The 17664-nt window shown below is 66.2% G+C and carries 13 protein-coding genes; 7 read left to right on the top strand and 6 right to left on the bottom strand.

The genetic code is table 11. The features are described from left to right. Positions 1 to 3: 3 nt before the first annotated feature. Together ACMV_RS01625 and ACMV_RS01620 are read left to right on the top strand one after the other, a co-directional pair. Complete coding sequence (locus ACMV_RS01625; RefSeq protein WP_041664618.1) at positions 4 to 2367, top strand: ABC transporter permease; 2364 nt, start codon at positions 4 to 6, stop codon at positions 2365 to 2367. 6 nt (positions 2368 to 2373) lie between these two features. After that, positions 2374 to 3597: an efflux RND transporter periplasmic adaptor subunit gene (locus ACMV_RS01620; protein ID WP_013639314.1), complete on the top strand. Its 1224-nt coding sequence runs from the start codon at positions 2374 to 2376 to the stop codon at positions 3595 to 3597. On the opposite strand, the gene ACMV_RS01615 is transcribed toward ACMV_RS01620, so the two are convergent. From ACMV_RS01615 to ACMV_RS01595, 5 genes are all read right to left on the bottom strand, one after another. Then, a complete protein-coding gene (locus ACMV_RS01615; protein WP_013639313.1) occupies positions 3598 to 4647 on the bottom strand; it encodes an ABC transporter ATP-binding protein in 1050 nt (349 codons plus the stop codon). It abuts the gene before it with no gap. Continuing rightward, the gene (locus ACMV_RS01610; RefSeq protein ID WP_007422699.1) at positions 4644 to 6200 is read right to left on the bottom strand and encodes an ABC transporter permease; all 1557 of its coding nucleotides are present in this window, start codon (positions 6198 to 6200) and stop codon (positions 4644 to 4646) included. Before ACMV_RS01610 ends, ACMV_RS01615 begins: the two co-directional genes overlap by 4 nt. Positions 6201 to 6225: 25 nt before the next feature. Next, a complete protein-coding gene (locus tag ACMV_RS01605) occupies positions 6226 to 7248 on the bottom strand; it encodes an ABC transporter substrate-binding protein (RefSeq protein WP_013639311.1) in 1023 nt (340 codons plus the stop codon). A 166-nt stretch (positions 7249 to 7414) separates the two neighbouring features. Next, positions 7415 to 8170 carry an energy transducer TonB gene (locus ACMV_RS01600; RefSeq protein ID WP_007422697.1) on the bottom strand — a complete coding sequence of 252 codons (756 nt, stop codon included), beginning with the start codon at positions 8168 to 8170 and terminating at the stop codon, positions 7415 to 7417. Positions 8171 to 8341: 171 nt separating this feature from the next. Continuing rightward, the gene (locus ACMV_RS01595; RefSeq protein WP_013639309.1) at positions 8342 to 10702 is read right to left on the bottom strand and encodes a TonB-dependent receptor; all 2361 of its coding nucleotides are present in this window, start codon (positions 10700 to 10702) and stop codon (positions 8342 to 8344) included. Between the two features lie 1262 nt (positions 10703 to 11964). Between ACMV_RS01595 and ACMV_RS20670 the strand changes: the two genes are divergently transcribed. Continuing rightward, on the top strand, positions 11965 to 12306 hold the full coding sequence (locus ACMV_RS20670) for a hypothetical protein (RefSeq protein ID WP_148360978.1): 342 nt from the start codon (positions 11965 to 11967) through the stop codon (positions 12304 to 12306). A 10-nt stretch (positions 12307 to 12316) separates the two neighbouring features. On the opposite strand, the gene ACMV_RS01590 is transcribed toward ACMV_RS20670, so the two are convergent. Continuing rightward, positions 12317 to 13588 carry an IS256 family transposase gene (locus ACMV_RS01590; RefSeq protein WP_013634892.1) on the bottom strand — a complete coding sequence of 424 codons (1272 nt, stop codon included), beginning with the start codon at positions 13586 to 13588 and terminating at the stop codon, positions 12317 to 12319. Between the two features lie 578 nt (positions 13589 to 14166). On the opposite strand from ACMV_RS01590, the gene ACMV_RS19560 reads away from it, so the two are divergent. Genes ACMV_RS19560 through ACMV_RS01570 form a run of 4 tightly spaced genes read left to right on the top strand, consistent with a single transcriptional unit; the run spans position 14167 to position 17661 of the window. Further along, positions 14167 to 14940 carry an FkbM family methyltransferase gene (locus tag ACMV_RS19560; RefSeq protein ID WP_013639308.1) on the top strand — a complete coding sequence of 258 codons (774 nt, stop codon included), beginning with the start codon at positions 14167 to 14169 and terminating at the stop codon, positions 14938 to 14940. Further along, the gene (locus ACMV_RS01580) at positions 14937 to 15581 is read left to right on the top strand and encodes an acetyltransferase (protein WP_013639307.1); all 645 of its coding nucleotides are present in this window, start codon (positions 14937 to 14939) and stop codon (positions 15579 to 15581) included. The genes ACMV_RS19560 and ACMV_RS01580 overlap by 4 nt, the downstream gene beginning before the upstream one ends. Beyond that, the gene (locus tag ACMV_RS01575; protein WP_011941420.1) at positions 15578 to 16627 is read left to right on the top strand and encodes a glycosyltransferase family 4 protein; all 1050 of its coding nucleotides are present in this window, start codon (positions 15578 to 15580) and stop codon (positions 16625 to 16627) included. The genes ACMV_RS01580 and ACMV_RS01575 overlap by 4 nt, the downstream gene beginning before the upstream one ends. After that, on the top strand, positions 16624 to 17661 hold the full coding sequence (locus tag ACMV_RS01570; RefSeq protein WP_011941419.1) for a glycosyltransferase family 4 protein: 1038 nt from the start codon (positions 16624 to 16626) through the stop codon (positions 17659 to 17661). The genes ACMV_RS01575 and ACMV_RS01570 overlap by 4 nt, the downstream gene beginning before the upstream one ends. Positions 17662 to 17664: the final 3 nt, after the last annotated feature.

The following is a 17664-nucleotide window of genomic DNA, read 5'->3' as shown; positions in this document are numbered from 1 at the left end:
CCGGTGTCGAGCCTCGACCGCAAGCTGCTGCGCGATCTGTGGCGGCTGCGCCTGCAGGCGCTGGCGATCGCGCTGGTGATCGCCTCCGGCGTCGCGCTGATGGTGATGGCGCTGACCACGACCGAATCGCTGGAGGCGACGACCAGCGCCTATTACGAGCGCGCGCGCTTCGCCGATGTGTTCGCCCGGCTGAAGCGCGCGCCGGACTCGCTGGAGGCGCGGATCGCCGCGATTCCGGGCGTGCGGGTGGTGGAGACGCGGATCGTCGAGTCCGGTCTGCTGGATGTCGCGGGGTATCGCGAGCCGGTGGTGGCGACGCTGGTCTCGCTGCCGAAATCCGGCCCGCAGCGGCTCAACGCGCTGGTCCTGCGCGCGGGCCGGCTGCCGGCGCCGGGCCGGCTGCGCGAGGCGGTGGTCGGCGAACCCTTCGCCGAGGCGCATCACCTGCGGCCGGGCGATACGATCGGCGCGGTGCTGCGCGGCCGGCGCGTGGCGCTGCGCATCGTCGGCACCGCGCTCAGCCCGGAATTCGTCTATGCGATTCCACCCGGCGGGCTGATGCCGGATGACCGGCGGTTCGGCGTGATCTGGATGGGGCGCGACGAGCTTGCCGCCGCCTTCGGCCTGAAGGGCGCGTTCGACGATGTCTCGCTCGCGCTCTCTCCCGGCCAGCGCCCGCAGCCGGTGATCGCCCGGCTCGACGCGCTGCTCGCCCGTTATGGCGGCACCGGCGCCTATGACCGCGCCGAACAGGTCTCGAACTGGTTCCTGAGCAACGAGATCGCGCAGCAGAAGAACATGTCGCGGCTGATGCCGGCGATCTTTCTCGGCGTCGCCGCCTTCCTCACCAACATGGTGATGGCGCGGCTGGTCGCGACCGAGCGGCGGGAGATCGGCCTGCTCAAGGCGTTCGGGTATGGCGGCGGGGCGATCTTCTGGCATTACGCGAAGCTGGTGCTCGCCATCGCCGCCGGCGGCATCGTGCTGGGCGCGGTGCTCGGCGCCGCGCTCGGCAACTGGAACACCAGGCTCTATCGCGAGTTCTTCCGCTTTCCGTTCCTGCTATACCAGCCCGGGCCACGGAGTTTCGCGATCGCCGCCGCGGTGAGCCTGGTCACCTCGCTCGCCGGCGGCATGGGGGCGGTGGGCCGCGCCGCGCGGCTGCCGCCGGCGATCGCGATGCAGCCGGCGCCGCCGGCGGTCTATCGGCGGTCTCGCCTCGGCCCGGCGGCGCTGGGGCGGTTCCTCGACGGGCCGAGCCGGATGATCGTCCGCCGCCTGCTGCGCTGGCCGCTGCGCGCCTTCCTGGCGAGCGCCGGCCTCGCGCTCTCGGTCGGCGTGCTGATCCTGGCGCTGCAATGGGTCGATGCGGTGAACGCGCTGGTCGAGACGCATTACGAGCGCGGCCAGCGGCAGGACGCGACGATCACCTTCAACGACCTGCGGCCGCGCGGCGTTCTCGACGATATCCGGCATCTGCCGGGCGTGCTGGCGGCGGAGCCGTTCCGCATCGTGCCGGCGCGGCTCGCGCGCGGCCGGGCCGAACAGCGCGAACCGGTGATCGGCGTGCCGGCCGGCGCGCGCCTCGCCCCGGTGCACGACGTGGCGCGGGGGCCGATCGACATGCCGGCGGACGGGCTGGTGCTGTCGCGCCAGCTGGCGGGGCTGCTGCATGCCGGCATCGGCGATCCGGTCCGCGTGCAGTTGCTCGAAGGGCGGCGCGCGGTGCTGATGGTTCCGGTCGTCCGGCTGTTCGACACCTATATCGGCAAGCCGGCCTACATGAACCTTGCCGCGCTCAACCGGCGGATGGGCGATGGCAGCGTGCTGTCCGGCGTTCATGTCACGCTCGATGAACCACGGCGCGCGGCGTTTCTCGCCCGGCTGCGGACCCTGCCGGGGATTGCCGCGATCCAGTTCCGCCGGGCGGCGATCGACACGTTCCACCGGACGATGGGCGAGACCATCGACATCTTCCTTGGTTTCTTCATCGGGTTCGCCTCGGCGCTGTCGGTCGGGGTGATCGTCAACGCGATCCGCATCGCGCTGTCGGAGCGCGAGCGCGAACTGGCGACGCTGCGGGTGCTCGGCTTCAGCCGCGCCGAGGTGGCCTATATCCTGCTCGGCGAGATCGGGCTGCTGGTCTGGATCGCCATTCCGCTCGGCTGCGGGGCGGGGACGCTGCTCGCCTGGTATTTCGGCAAGGCGTTCGAGACCGAGCTGTTCCGGGTGCCGCCGGTGATCTACCCGTCGACCTATGGCACCGCGGCGCTGATCATGATCGCGACGGCGGCGATTGTCGCCGCCTGGCTGCGGCGGCACCTCGACCGGCTGGACATGATCGCCGTGCTGAAGACGCGGGAGTAGGAACCCGTGCGCCCCTTCGTCCGGCGGATCGTGATCTGGGGCGTGCTGGCCGCGGCGGTCGGCGCCGGGATCGTCTACAGTTTCCGCCCGCGGCCGGTGGCGGTGGATGTCGCGACCGTTGCCAGAGGCATGCTGCGCGTGACCATCGACGATGACGGCGAGACCAGGGTGCGCCACGTCTACACGCTGCAGGCGCCGCTGACCGGGGATCTCGACCGGATCACCGCCGATCCGGGCGACCCGGTGACCGCGGGACGGACGGTGCTGGCGCGGATCGTGCCGGCGCCGCCCTCGATGCTCGATACCCGCACGATGGCGGAGCGGGAGGCCGCGGTGGGCGCGGCGCTGGCGGCGAAGGCGCAGGCGGCGGCCGAGCGGGACCGGGCGGAGACGACGCTGGTCTTCGCCCGCACCGAGCGCGACCGCGCCCGGCGGCTGCTGCCGCGGCGGGCGATTTCGCAGCGCGAGGCGGACGATGCCGAGCGGGCCTTCCGCGCGGCGGAGGCCGGCCTCGCCGCGGCGCGGGCGGCGCTCGAACTGCGCGACCAGGAACTCGCCGCCGCCCGCGCGCGGCTGCTGCCCCGCGACGCCGCGCGCCGCGCGGCGCCGGCCGGCGAGGTGGTGCGGGTGACGGCGCCGGTCAGCGGCGTGGTGCTGCGGGTGATCCGGCGCAGCGCCGGCATCGTCGCGGCGGGGGCGGCGCTGCTCGATATCGGCGATCCGCACCAGCTCGAGATCGTCATCGATCCGCTCTCGGAGGATGCGGTGAGGATGCGCCAGGGCGAGGCGGCGATCGTCACCGGCTGGGGTGGGCCGGACCTGCACGCGGTGATCCGCCGGATCGATCCGGTCGGGCGGATGAAGGTCTCGGCACTGGGGATCGAGGAGCAGCGCGTCGATGTCGTGCTCGACCTCACCGATCCGCCCGCGCGCTGGCAGGCGCTCGGCGACGGGTATCGGGTCGATGTGCACGTGATCACGTTCCAGGGCGATGTGCTGCGGGTGCCGCTCGGCGCGCTGGTGCGGATGGGGGATGGCTGGGCGGTGTACGTCGATGACCGTGGCGTGGCGCGGCGGCGGGCGGTGACGGTCGGCGCGCGCGGCGGGCTTGAGGCCGAGATCCGCGCGGGGCTCGCGCCGGGGCAGCGCGTGGTGCTGTATCCGGGCGAGCGGATCCGCGACGGCACGCGCATCGCAATCCGCCCCGCCGGCGCGGAGGACGGGTCGTGACTATCCGCTGAACGGAAACAGGTGCAGCCGGTCGGCCGCGACACGCAGGGCGACGGCGCCGCGCGGCGGCGGGGCCGCGCACTGAACCGGAACCGGCGCGGCGAGTCCGTCGAGCCGCAGCAGCGCCTGCCAGTGCCCGGCCTCGAAATGCGCGCCGATGCAGGTGGCCGGCACGCCCTCGGCGGCGAGGGACAGCGCGCCGCGCGGCCAGAACAGCAGCGCCTGCGCGGCACCGGCGAGGCGGGCGGCGCCGCCGGGGATGGCGAGTTGCGCGCCGCCGAGGGCGATGGCGGCATCACTCCCCTCCCCGCGCGCCGGCACTCTCACGCCCCCGCACAGCCCGGCGAGGCGCGCCGCGTAGGGGGTTGCGGGCCGGGCGAACATGGCGTCCGGCGTGGTGCAGGCGGTCAGGCGGCGGTCCTCGAGGACGGCGACGCGGTCGGCGAGGCGCGCGATATCGGCCGGGTCGTGCGAGATGCAGAGCGCGCTCAGCCCGGATTCGACGATCAGCGCGCGCAGCTCGGTGCGCAGGGTTTCCCTCGTCTCGACATCGAGGCTGGAGAACGGTTCGTCGAGCATCAGCAGGCGAGGTGCAGCGGCCAGGGCGCGGGCGAGGCCGACGCGCTGCTGCTGCCCGCCGGACAGGGTGGCCGGCAGGCGGCCGGCGCAGGACGCGACGCCGAACCGGTCGAGAAGGGCCAGCGCCTTGCGATCCCGCCCGGCGCGGTCGCGGATCACCACCGCCACGTTTTCCAGCACCGACAGATGCGGCCACAGCGCGAAATCCTGGAACACCATGCCGAGGCCGCGCGATTCGGGGCGGACGAAGGTGGCGGCGGCATCGTCGACCACGGCGCCGCCGATGCGGATGGTGCCGCGGGCCGGGCGGTCGAGCCCGCCGATCACCCGCAGCAGGCTGGTCTTGCCCGATCCGGACTCGCCGGCCAGCACGACGCATTCGCCGGGGGCCAGGCCCAGAGACGCCTCCTCGACGACCAGGCGGCCGCCGCGCTGCACGGCGACGCCGTCGATGGCGAGTGCGGCGCTCATGCCGGGCGCAGGCGCCGCGGCGCGGCGAGCAGGGCGACACCGGCGGCGAGCAGAAGGGCGAGCCCGGCCATCGCGCCGAGGCCGAACAGGGCGAGCCGCGCCGAGGCGGCGTAGTCGCTCATCTGGTCGAGGGTGACGATGGCGACGCCGAGCGGCGTGGCCCCCGGCGGATAGAGCAGTTCGGAGACCGGCAGTTCGAACATGATCGCGGCGGCGACCAGCAGATAGGCGTAGGTGAAGGGACGGATCAGCAGCATGCCCTCGATATCCACCAGCCGCGTCAGGCGCGGCAGGCCGTGCAGCCGCGCCGCCGCCACGAGGTTGGGATCGAGATCGTCCAGCGCGCCCTGCATCATGCGCAGGGCGAGCGGGGCCATGCCCGCGGTATAGCCGATCAGCAGCAGGAGCCGGGTGCCGTAGAGCGGGAGGAGATCATTGTTGAAGGCGACGATGTAGCTCGCGGCGAGCACGAGGCCGGGCACCGCCATGTTGGCGACCAGGGCGACATCGAGCACCGCCGTCATCCGGCGGGCGCCGGCGGCGCGCAGGCGCAGGATCAGCACGGCGACGCCGAGCGACATCGTCGCGCCGACCATGCCGAAGCCGAGCGAGCGCAGCACCGCGCCGGGATGCGGCATCGACGCGGTCAGCGGCTGGAGCGCGCGCACGAACAACGCCGCGACCGGAATGACGATGCCGACCAGGGCGAACAGGCAGGTGAGCGCGGCGAAGGCCAGTTCGCGCCGCCGGGCGGGGCGCTGGCGCGCGGGCGGGCGCATCCGCCCATGCTGGATCGCCGCGCCCTGCCGGCGGCAGGCCATGGCGAGGCCGCCGAACACCGCCGCGACGGCGATCAGGCGCCAGCACAGGATCGAGGCGCCGGCGAAATCGGTGGGGGTTTCGGCGAGGTGCTGGTAGATCGCGTAGGTCAGGATCGGCACGTGGCTGGTCACACCCAGCGTCGCCGGGATGCCGAATTCCTGCATCGTCTCGATCACCGCGATGGCGAAGCCGACCGCCATGGCCGGCGCGAGCAGGCGCAGGCCGATCCGCACGCGCGGGATGAAGGGAACGCCGTGGATGGCGGCGGCCTCGGCCGGAGCCGAATCGGCGGCGGCGAGGGTCGCCCGCGCGACCAGGGCGGAAAACGGCAGGGCCTTGACGACATAGAGCATCAGCAGGCCGCCGACGCCGAAGAAGGCCTGCCCGGCAAGCGTGGCGCGCAGGGCATGGCCGCTGAAGATGATCATCCAGCCGGTCGTCAGCATGTAGCTCGGCGTCAGGAACAGGCCCCAGAGCGTCAGCGTGGCGGCGCGGGCGACCGGGCCCGCCGCCGTCGTGGTGAAGAGGGCGAAGAGCGCGCCGAGCGGTGCCGCGACGATCGCCGTGCCGACCGAGAGCAGCAGGGAGACGGCGAAGGCCGGCCAGTCGCCCGCCGCGCCGTGACCGGAGAGGAACGGCATGACCAGCAGGCGGAGCAGCGGGTAGACGAAGAAGGTCGCGATCAGCCCTGCCATGATCGCGGCCCGAAGGCCGGCGGCGCCAACTCTCATCGGCAGCCGGTTCCGCACTGCGGGATCAAGAGCCGGCCCCATCGATCGCGTGGGCGAACCAGGCCAGCACGGTCTTCTCGCGCGCGCCCCAGCGCGCCGCATCGAGCGTTGCGAGATCGAGCGTCGTCAGCGGCGGCAGGGCGTGGCGGGGCGCGGGAAGCGCGGTGACCGGCCAGTAATAGCTGTCGCCCTCGCCCTCGCGCTTGCGGATGGCCTGGCCGGCGGGGCTTTCGACGAAGGCGATGAAGGCCTTCGCCTCGCGCAGCGCGCGGCCGTGCAATCCCTTCGGCAGGACGATGACGTTCGGAAGCACGTAGGCGGGGCGCGGATAGATGACGGTGAGGTGATGGTCGATATTCCGCGCCACGTTGACGGCGGCGGAGGACTGGACGATCGCGAGCTTGATCGTGCCGTTCCGAAGGGCGGCCAGCGTCGCATCGTTCTTGGCGAAGACCTGCAGCCCGTTGGCCTTGAGCGCGGCGACGAAGCCCTTGCCCTGCGGCCAGCCGCCCGCCTGCTTGAGCATGCCGGCGAGCGCGGGGTAGGTCGGCCCGGAAATCGCGGGGTCGTTCATGCCGACGACGCCGTGATAGAGCGGCGCGGTGAGATCGTTCCAGGTTTTCGGCGGCTTCAGGGTGGATGCCTTGTTCATCACGAAAACGCCGGCCAGGGTGAAGCCGGTGGGGATATAGGCGCCGTCGGGCGGCAACATCGAGCGGCCCGTCGCGGTCAGCGGTACGGGCGGGCGCAGGCCGTGGGCCAGCAGGCCGGCCGTATCGAGCGAGACGGCGGCGGTCGCGCCGTCGAACCAGCCGATGTCCCAGTCCGGATGATGGCCCTCGGCGGTGATCCGCGCCAGCAGCGCGCCGGTCGACAAGCGGATGACGCGGACGGGAATTCCGGTCTTTTTCGTGAAGGCCTTGCCGATGGCGGGCGCGTAGTCGAGCGCGGCGTAGAGCACGAGTCCCCGCGCCGGTGCCGGCCAGAGCAGCACCGCCGCAATGATGATGATGGCCACGCCAAACCCAGCCGCAATCACTCGTCGCATGACGATCTCCGTGACCTTCGCTTCAATTTCTTCAATTCCGTCACCGAGCGTCTAGTTGGCGGGACGCCGGCGGACAATCGCCAGGGTTGCCCGCCTCAAGAAGATGTCAGAGCCGGCGACAAGTTTCATCGTAGTGTCATCAAATCGGGGCTCTTCGGGCGCACCGTCAGTTGGTGCGCAGACGGATCGAGATGTCCACGGTGATCGGGTGATGCGGCATCGTCGCGCCGAAGGGCGGGAACCGGGTTGCCCTGACCGCGGCCAGCGCCGCCCGGTCGATCGGCGGCGCGCCGGAAGACCGGATCACCGAGACGCCGAGAAGCTGCCCGCTCGGGGCGATGCGGAGCGCGAGTTCGGTCACGCCGGACAGATGCAGCATCTTGACCATCTCCGGCACCTTGAGATCGCCCTGCACGGCGGCATGCACGGAGCCGGCATAGGCTTCGAGCGCGTTCTCCTGGACGGCGGCGGGAACCGGTTGCGGCTTCGGCGGTGTCGGCGCCACGGGCCTCGGCACCTGGTGCGCCACCGGCTTTGGCCGCGGCGCCGGCCGATGATGCACCACGGGCTTCGGACGCGGCTTGGGCACGGGCTTCGGCAACGGCTTCGGGACCGGAACTGGCAGGGGCGGCTTCGGGATCGGCGGTGGCGGCGGCACGTGCGGCTTGGGCGGTTGCACGGGCTTCGGCGGCGGGGGCAGCGGCTTCGGCGGGACGGGTTTCGGCTTCGGCGGGGGGGCCAGCATCCTGATCCGCGTCACCTGCGGATGGCGCGCCGCCGGCACGGGATTTGGCGGCATGCTGGCAACCAGAACGACGAGAACGACTTCCACGATCAGCGCCGCAACGAGCGCGATGGGAAATGACAGGCGACCTTCAGGCAAGGGATTCATGCCATCACCAGCGCCGCGAAGAGTGTTCATGGATATCCGATCGAGCAGTAGCGATACGAAGTCTGGCGTCGCGGCGATCGGCCATCAGGCGGCCGATCGCCGACGACGCGGCAGGGAGAAAGGAAACCCGCGGCAAACGCGTTGCCTCGACTTGTCTAACGGCGGGATACCGGCGCGGGCACATGGACCCGCGCCGCAACCTCAGAAGTGGAAGCCGACACTGCCGTAGATGGTGAACGGCGCGCCGGGATAGGCATAGGTGAAGCCGGAGGCCGGGACGGTTCCGGAATAGTTGAAGTAGCCGCCCGTGCCGATGTATTCATAGGCATTGTATTGATTGTTCGTGATGTTCAATGCCGTCAGCGACACATCCATGCTCTTGTGGCCCACGTAAGGCAGGGTCACCGGGACCGTGAGCTTGGCGGACATGTTCAGCGTGCCATAGCCAGGCATTTTCCGGTTGCTCGGCGCGCCGGTGTTGTTGTTGAACATGTACTGGCTGCCCGTGTACTGATACCACATGCGCGGTTCGAGCAGCATCGATCCGATCGGGATGTCGTAATAGGCGCCGATATTGAAGTTGACCGAGGGCACGTAGGGCACATGCCGCCCACCATAGGAGGTGCCGCCGGTGATGTAGGTCTGGTATTTCGCATCGATGAACGAGGCGTTGCCGAAGACGTAGAGATTATAAAGCGGATTGTCGTCGGCGAACATGTTCACACCCTGGTAGATCGACGATCCGGAGGCGAACAGGGCGTTGCCGTTGGCGAGCTGCGTGCTGAGCGACTGCTTGGCATAGCGCAGGTGGAAATAGTCGACGCCGGCGGCGAAGTGATGCAGGAACCGCCCGTTCTCGACATGGAATTTCGCGCCGATGTCGTAGTACTGGCCGAGCTCGAGCTGATAGCCGGTCGTCGGGTTGATCTTCTGGAACAGGCCGCCGCCGCCGCCAACGCTGGGGGTGCGCAACGCCTCGCCATACGAACCGTACAGCGCCATCCACGGCATGACCTGCAGGTTCGCCGAGATGGACGGCTCCACGCCGTTGCGGCTTACATGCGATCCGCAGGATGAACCCTGATCGGTCGCCTGCGTGGTTCCGCTGGTCGCGGTGCTGCCATCCAGCACGCAATGCGTCGAAAGGCCGACACCCGGGGCGAACGCGAAATCCTGCAGCGCCGAGTCGGAATAGCTGGTCTGGAAGCTGACGAAGCGGATGCCGGGGATGATGTGCAGCGCCCTGACCGGATGAATGTCATCCTGGAGGAACATCGCGAAATTATCGACGTTGAAGTAGGATGACCGGATCTTGCCGCCGGCATTGACCACGCCCTTGTTGCCGCCCAACACCGTGTTATAGAAATTGTTCCGGCTGTTATAGAGCGTATGGATGTAGTAGCCGCCGAAATTCAAGGTATTGAACGGCAGTTTTTCGGTCAGCCACAGCTTGTCGCCGATGACGTTCGTGTACGGGTTGTTGTATTCATAGCGCTGCGGGCCAACGCTGCCGAAATCATACAGGCGCGAATGCGTGCGCGTGAAGTTCTCGTAATAGGTCAGGTTGTGCAGCGTGGTCGAATCATCAAGTTCGATGTTCTCGCGCGCGAAGACCATCCACAGCGCGTCGGTATCGAATTTTTCGTAGTAGTTGTAAGGAGGCGCGCTGTAGAAGCCTGATGTCTGCTGGCTGTAGAGCGGCGCGCCCGCGTTTCCGCTGATCGTGACGCCCGGGATCGGGGAGGTTGGGATGACCGGCACGCGATAGCCGGCGCTGCGCGCGAAGTAACCGCCGAAGGCGAAATTGCCGGCGCTGAAGTTCTTCACGGTCTTGAGGTAGATCGAATAGTCGTTGGACGGGCTCTGGAAGCCGTCCGGCGACTTGCGGAAGCTGTTGCCGTCGCCGGCGCCGCCGGCAATGACCGTGGACCAGCCGTGATAGTTGCCGGTGCGCAGGTCGAACTCGATGTTCTTCTGGCCGTAGCTGCCATAGGTCAGGTTGATGTCGCCGCCGGGCTTGGCCGTCGGCTGCACCGGGGTGAACTCGATGGTTCCGGCGAGGTTGTTGTACCAGCGGTCGGCGGCGTTGCCGGGGCCATAAGTGGTTGTCACGCTCTGGATCATTCCGCTCTGCGGAATCATGTTCGACTGCCAGAGATCGCTGCCCGGATCGACGACCGGAACACCGTCCAGCGTCACGCCGATGGCGCCGTCGCCAGTGAAGCCGCCGAAGCCGCCCCAGCCCTGCTGCACGCCATTCAGCGTCACGGTATATTTGGACGCGCCGGTGTTGCCGTAGCCGGTGATCTGCACGCCGGGGGCATAGGACAGCATCTGCGCGGCGCCCGCGACGGGGCCGGCGGCTTCGAGGAGCTTGCGGTTCAGGACGCGGGTCGTATTGCCAGACTTGAAGACCTTCTTCTGGCTCGGCGCGGTCGTGACGCCGGGCAGCGACAGCGCGCTGGACGCGCTCACCTCGCCGGCGCTCACTGTTTGCGCGTATGCCGCGGCGGGAATGAGACAACTCGTGGACAGCAGAAGCGCCATGAGCGAAAGCTGCATGACTCGATCAGTATGACGAACGCCGGAGGAAAGCCGCACTGTTGAGATCCCTTTTCCATTCGATCAGTCATCGAATCGCGTTCTCGCCGGACTGATTGCCGGCGGGCACGCTCGATGTTGGGCGGGGAGTAACCAGACGGGTTCCTTAAACACAATGTAACCAACAGTGTTCGGGGCCTGTTTTCATCAAAGCTTCAGCAAAGCGACTCACGATTGTCATATTCACATCACAGCGCGGTGAACGGCCGGATCATGACCTGCCGCCTTCTGAGTGGTCCGGGCCTGTTTCAGATTTTGGCCTGAGGGAGAAGGAGAATTGGAATGGCGCGGAATCACAAGCCGGAAGAGATCATCGGCGGGTTGCGCGTGGCTGAGATTGCGCAGGTGCACGGTTGCGGATGTACATTTTTGTTAGATTTTAAATATTATATGTTAGGATATAGTGCTGCGTCTAGCCTTTAATCAAACTCATTTTCGTTCGGAGAGCCCCGGTGCGTCGATCTAACAGGCTGCTGCAAGAGGTCTGTGAGAGGAACGCCTTCCTCGGCATGGTCGGCCTGGTGAGGCATTTTCCACTCGGGTGCGGTCCGAGTGCATTTTTTCCGGCTCAAGTGCCGCTGCGGCCTTGCCTAGCCGGGGCGCCGGGTGGTTCTGCCGTCGATGGCGGAGCGCCGAGACTTCCGGGCGGCATGCAGCGTGACCACCATCCGGCGGAACTCAGCGGTGAACAGGATGAAAATTAAGAAATTTCAGTTTGTCACATGGCGTATATGGCGGATGGGGTGTCCGCTGCAATTGGCATGAAATATAAATAAAACAATATGTTATATCTGACTTTGATTGCGTGAAACTCAAATTCACCCACAAATTTTGGGCGACTCGTCATATCAACGGTGTTGTCGGTGTGACTCCCGTGAGCAGGACAAATGGAATTTTTGCCCCGGCCAGAACCCCGTGGTCGCTCACTGACGGGACGGCGGCGAAGGGTCGATCCTTGACCGGCCCCCAATGAGTGGTCCGTGTTGGAAGTTAGTGCATTGTTGTCTCCACCGCCATGGCTGGCCGTCGGTGGAGCGAAGCTGAACCGGAGGGCGGCCGTGGCGGCGGAGGTGAAAATGCACCAAATTCGACCTTGGACCACTCATCGGGGGCCAATCAGGGCCGAGTAACTCCGGGGACAAGCCCAAACGGCCCGGCTCTAGGAAAATTTACAATTTTCTCTAAAATGATATGAACCATACAATGAAGTGGATCACGGAGTGATGACACCGCTGCTGCGTACAGGGCGCGGCTCCGCTGTCCTGTCAGGACAGGTTGCAGCTGCACTCGCTGATACTTTGAAAGGGGACGATGAATCTGCGGCCGAATTGGATGAATCTGCGGCCGAATTGACCGCCATCTCCCATCCTGAAGCGCCTGTGGGTGTGGAACGCTCACGTGCCGCAAGACTGCTGTACCGCGCCGCGTTGGCTGCCAAACCCTATCTGCGGCCGGTGCTGTACCGAGTAGAAGCACGCATTAGCACCGCAGTGAATAGAGCGGGCAGCGTCGTCAGCCTTCAGAGCGAGATCGCTGCGCTGCGAGCTATGGCGGAATTTGGGTGACGCGGCGTGATCAGGCGGCGCGGCTCTGGGTGGCGTCGGATTGTGCGACGCCGTCGTTGAATCTGACGCCTTCGATGACGCGTGGCAACTGGCTGGTGCCGTTGAGCTTGCGCCATTTCTTCGAAGCGGCCCGAATCAAAGTGAAGACCATTAGCTTGGCGGTCTTCTGCGATAACGCGCCTTTGGTCCGCACCGTGCGGTGACGAACGGTGGCGAAGACGCTCTCGATCGGGTTCGAGGTACGCAGATGCTCCCAATGTTCGGCCGGGTAGTCATAGAAGGCCAGCAGAACCTCGGTGTCCTTGGTCAGACAGGCGACACCGCGCTGATACTTGGCGGCATATTTCGCCTTGAAGGTGTCGATCGCCGCCAGGGCGGCGGCGCGGGTTTCAGCGTGCGAGATTTCGCGCAGGTCGGCTGCCACCGCTGGCTGCATGGATTTCGGAAAGTGGTTGAGCACGTTGGCGATCTTGTGGAACCAGCAGCGCTGATGGCGGGTGCCGGGGAACACCTCGTCCAGCGCCTTCCAGAACCCAAGGGCGCCGTCGCCGACGGCCAGTTCGGGCGGCACGGCAAGCCCTCGGGCCTTGAGATCGACCAGCAGTTCGCGCCAGCTCTGCGCGCTCTCGCGGAAGCCGACCTGAAAGCCCAGAAGCTCCTTCCGGCCTTCCGGTGTCGCCCCGATGATCACCAGCATGCACTCGGCCTGCGGCTCCATCCTGGCCTGCAGGTAGACGCCGTCGGCCCAGACATAGACATAGCGGCGCGCCGAGAGATCGCGGCGCTGCCAACGATCATACTCCTCCTGCCAGCCTGCCGTGAGGCGGGAAATCACCGCCGGCGACAGGTTCGGCGCGTCCGCCCCGAGCAACGCCGTCAGCGCCTCCTGGAAATCGCCGGTGGAGACGCCGCGCAGATACAGCACGGGCAACAGGGCATCGAGGCTTTTCGAGCGGCGTGCCCAGCGCGGCAGGATCGCCGAGGTGAAGCGGATCCTCGTCTCCGCCGACACGCCCGGCGCGCGGTCACGCACCTTCGGCCGCTGCACCGGGACCGGTCCGATCCCGGTCTGCACCGCCCGTTCCGGTCCGGCGCCGTGCCGGACAACACGCTGCCGGCCGTCGGGCAAGAGTTCCTCGCTGAACTGGGCGACGAAACTTGCCGCCTCGGCCTTCAGGGCTGCCATCAGCATCTGCCGCGCGCCCTCACGGGCAATGTCCGTCAACGGGTCCATGATCGAACCAGGCTGATGAAAGGAGGTGATCGTGCTATTCTCGTTCATAGGCGTATCGCTCCTCAGGGAGGTTCTGGCAGGCTTGGACACCCGCCACGATACGCCGCCTTCTCAAACCTCATCACCTATTTTCAGCCATAGCCCCTGCGCTGCGCGCCACTGTCGAACAGTCAGATAGCATCGCTCGCCTGCAGAGCGAGATCGCTGCGCTGCGCGCCACTGTCGAACAATCAGATAGCATCGCTCGCCTTCAGAGCGAGATCGCTGCGCTGCGCGCCACTGTCGAACAATCAGATAGCGTCGCCCGCCTGCAGAGCGAGATCGCTGCGCTGCGCGCCACTGTCGAACAATCAGATAGCATCGCTCGCCTTCAGAGCGAGATCGCTGCGCTGCGCGCCACTGTCGAACAATCAGATAGCATCGCTCGCCTTCAGAGCGAGATCGCTGCGCTGCGCGCCACTGTCGAACAATCAGATAGCATCGCTCGCCTTCAGAGCGAGATCGCTGCGCTGCGCGCCACTGTCGAACAATCAGATAGCATCGCTCGCCTTCAGAGCGAGATCGCTGCGCTGCGCGCCCATGTTGACCTGCTGCTCCAAAGATCCATTTTCCCGATCCGCGAGGGGATGCTGGCCTCGCGCAACTGTTATGGTTTCCTTGTCCTGCCCACGGCAGATCTCGCCAATGTAGGCTATCTTTCCAATGGCACTTTGCCCGAACAAGGTTCGCGTGCCGTGCTCGATAAGTTGCTCGCGCCCGGCGATGTCTTCATCGATCTTGGCGCCAATGTCGGTCTATTCACCTTGGCAGGGGCGCGGCGAGTAGGGCCGGCAGGGCGTGTCCACGCAGTCGAGCCAGCACCTGATCTTGTTACCGCGCTGCGCCTGATGACTGCACTGAATCAGATTGCCAATTGTGTTACCATCCATCCGTTTGCCGCCGGCGCGGCGGAAGGTGAAACTGAACTGTTTCTCGCTCATACGTCGGGTCATAATTCCTTGTTCGCCGAGGAGGAAGGGCTCGCCGCAATCAAGGTGCGCCTCGCCCCGCTCGACGCACTGATCGCGCCGGGTGCAACGGTGAGTGTCGTCAAAATTGATGTCGAGGGCGCCGAGCTGCAGGCGCTCGCCGGCATGGCTCGCATCATCTCCGATAATCCGCAGATCGTCATTCTTAGCGAGTTTAGTCCCTCAATCATCCGTCGCGTGGGCGGCACGCTCGAGAGCTGGATTGCGAGCGTGCACAACATGGGCCTCGACATTCTCGAAATCGACGAGGCTGCCGGAACGTTGGCACCGCTGCGCGCTGAAGGGCTGGAGGAGTTGGTGTGGATCAATCTGGTGTTGCACCGCCCCGAGGGCCGCGCCCGGCTTGCCCCGCTTCTGCCCGGTGCCGCGTGAGCACACTTTTGCTCGTGGGCGGAGGCGGCCACGCCAAGGTTGTGCTCGACATAGCGCATGCGGCCGGGTTTTCGGTCGTCGGCTTTCTCGATCCTGATCCGGCTGCGCCGCCCATAGGCGAGGTCCGGCGTCTGGGTGACGATGCGACTGCCGCTGCATTGCGGGCGCAGGGACTTACCCTGGCGTTTGTCGCGCTCGGAGACAACCGGCTGCGCCGTAAAATCGGCGAGCGACTGCGCGCCGAGGGATTTCGGCTCGCCACGCTCGTCCATCCCAGCGCTGTCGTCTCGCCAAGTGCATCGATCGGAGAGGGGACCGTGATAATGCCGCTTGCCGTTGTCAATGCCGCTGCGCGCATCGGCGAGTATGTGATCGTCAATACCGGTGCGATCGTCGAGCATGATTGCGTGCTGGGTGATGGCGTCCATGTCGCACCCCGCTCAGCCTTGGGCGGGTGCTGCACGCTCGGCGAGGAGGTGTTTTTCGGCCTCGGCGCTTGTGCGCGGCCGCTCTCGCGCATCGGTGCGGGCGCGATCGTGGGCGCGGGCGCGGTCGTCGTCGGCGAGATTATGGCCAACATCGTCGTTGTTGGTGCCCCCGCCCGTCCGCTCCCAGGCGTCGATTCCGAGGCCGTCCTATGAAAATCGCTCTCGTCTCCTCGGTTGAGCCCTTCGTGAACGGGGGCTATCGCAACATCGTCAACTGGCTCGTCGAGCCGCTGCAGGCCGCCGGCCATCAGGTTGAGACGATCTGGCTACCCTTTTATGATGAATCAAATCCGCTCGAACAGATGTGGGCCTATCGGCTCATGGATCTTGAGAGTTCGTGCGACCGGATCGTCTGTTTCCGCCCGCCCGCCCATCTCATTCCGCATACAAAGAAGATCGTCTGGTTTATCCATCATTTTCGCATCTTCTACGATCTTTGGGGCACACCCTATTCGCCCATTAGTGACACGCCCTCGACACGCGCCTTGCGCGATGCGGTCATGCGCATGGATGAAGCCGCCTTGGCAGAGGCCCGGCTCACCTTCGCCAATTCCCATGTCGTCGCCGATCGGCTGAAGCGCTTCAGCGGCGTCGAGGCCAAGGTTCTTTTCCCGCCCGTTGAATCCCCGGAATGTTTTCACTGCCAGGATTATGGCGAGGAAATCGTTTCGGTCTGTCGATTTGAGAGCCATAAGCGCCAACATCTTCTGGCCGAGGCCATGGCACTGACACGGACTCCGGTGCGCCTGCGCCTGTGCGGACGGTCGCAGAATGATAGCTATTTTGCGTCCGTGCGGTCTGCCGCCGGGTCGGCAGCAGATCGGGTAACGATCGAGGCGCGCTGGATCTCCGAGGCCGAAAAAGTCGAGCGCCTCGCCGGTGCCCTCGCCAGTGTCTACGCGCCATTCGATGAAGACAGCTACGGCTACCCTACGATCGAGGCCGCCCACGCCAGCAAGGCAACGATAACGACGACAGATTCCGGCGGTGTGTCGGAATTCGTGATCGATGGGGCCAACGGAATGATCGTTCCACCCACGGCTGAGGCGCTCGCGCATGCATTCGACACGCTTTATGCCGATCGTGCACTCGCCCGCCGGCTTGGCGAAGCGGCGCGCGCCCGCGTCGCCGAATTGGGTATCAATTGGCCCAGCGTCGTCGCCGCGCTCACCGCGCCACTGCCGGGAGACGCGCCATGAAGGTCATTGTTCTCAACAATGCCAGCCCCTTCACATGGGGCGGGGCGGAGGAACTGGCGGACCATCTGGTTCGCAACCTGCTTGCCAGCGGTGCTCAGGCCGAGCTGTTGCGCATTCCCTTCGCCTGGAACCCACCCGAGCGTCTAATCGAACAGATGGTGATGAATTTTTCCTTTCGTCTCGACCAGGCGGACCGGGTAATCCCGCTGAAATTTCCGGCCTATCTAATCCCCCACCGGGACAAGGTCTTCTGGCTACTGCATCAATATCGCCAGGCTTACGATCTATGGGATGCCGGCCAATCCAATATCCCGAATACGCCTGAAGGATCGAAAATCCGCGCCGCTATCAGCGCCGCGGATACGCAGACCTTCGCGGCAGCTACGCGGATCTACACGAATTCGCGTGTCACTGGCAAAAGATTGCTAGACTACAATGGTTTTGACTCTGAAGTTTTGATGCCTCCGCTGAACGATCCAGAAATTTTCGTGAATCAGGGCGATGAGGGCTATCTACTCGCCGCCGGCAGAGTAAACGCCGGCAAACGGCAGACGCTTCTGGTCGATGCACTCGCTTATCTGCCGCCCTCGATCCGCATGATCGTGGCCGGACCGCCCGACTCACCCGCCGATGCCCAAGAACTTGTTCGCCGTGTCGCGGCGGCGGGTCTGCAGGACCGGGTCAAGCTCGACTTGCGTTTCCTCTCTCGCCGTGAACTGGCCGATTATGTCGGCCGGGCGCGCGCAGTCGCCTATGTTCCTTTCGATGAGGATTCAGTCGGCTATGTGACGATGGAAGCCTTCCAGGCGTCCAAGCCGGTGGTGACGACAACGGATTCCGGCGGCCTGCTCCAAATCGTGCACGATGACCATACCGGCACCGTCGGCGCCCCAACGCCCAGGGCACTGGCGGAGGCGATCGCCAAGTTGATGGACGATCCGGCCCGCGCCGCCAAGCTCGGGCAGGCCGGTCACAAAGAATGGAATGGACTCGGCATCACATGGCCACACACCATCGAGAAACTTCTCACGTAAGGA

It is taken from the genome of Acidiphilium multivorum AIU301 (assembly GCF_000202835.1).
GTDB classification, from domain to species: Bacteria; Pseudomonadota; Alphaproteobacteria; order Acetobacterales; family Acetobacteraceae; genus Acidiphilium; species Acidiphilium multivorum.
The sequence above is the reverse complement of the archived record's forward strand: the minus strand, read 5'-3'. Positions and strand labels throughout refer to the sequence as shown.

Coding starts and splice junctions, on each gene's coding strand:
- ACMV_RS20670 (WP_148360978.1), top strand. CDS start 11,965: ATGACACCGCTGCTGCGTACAGGGCGCGGCTCCGCTGTCCTGTCAGGA.
- ACMV_RS19560 (WP_013639308.1), top strand. CDS start 14,167: ATGCTGGCCTCGCGCAACTGTTATGGTTTCCTTGTCCTGCCCACGGCA.
- ACMV_RS01595 (WP_013639309.1), bottom strand. CDS start 10,702: ATGCAGCTTTCGCTCATGGCGCTTCTGCTGTCCACGAGTTGTCTCATT.
- ACMV_RS01600 (WP_007422697.1), bottom strand. CDS start 8,170: ATGAACACTCTTCGCGGCGCTGGTGATGGCATGAATCCCTTGCCTGAA.
- ACMV_RS01570 (WP_011941419.1), top strand. CDS start 16,624: ATGAAGGTCATTGTTCTCAACAATGCCAGCCCCTTCACATGGGGCGGG.
- ACMV_RS01575 (WP_011941420.1), top strand. CDS start 15,578: ATGAAAATCGCTCTCGTCTCCTCGGTTGAGCCCTTCGTGAACGGGGGC.
- ACMV_RS01590 (WP_013634892.1), bottom strand. CDS start 13,588: ATGAACGAGAATAGCACGATCACCTCCTTTCATCAGCCTGGTTCGATC.
- ACMV_RS01615 (WP_013639313.1), bottom strand. CDS start 4,647: ATGAGCGCCGCACTCGCCATCGACGGCGTCGCCGTGCAGCGCGGCGGC.
- ACMV_RS01610 (WP_007422699.1), bottom strand. CDS start 6,200: ATGAGAGTTGGCGCCGCCGGCCTTCGGGCCGCGATCATGGCAGGGCTG.
- ACMV_RS01605 (WP_013639311.1), bottom strand. CDS start 7,248: ATGCGACGAGTGATTGCGGCTGGGTTTGGCGTGGCCATCATCATCATT.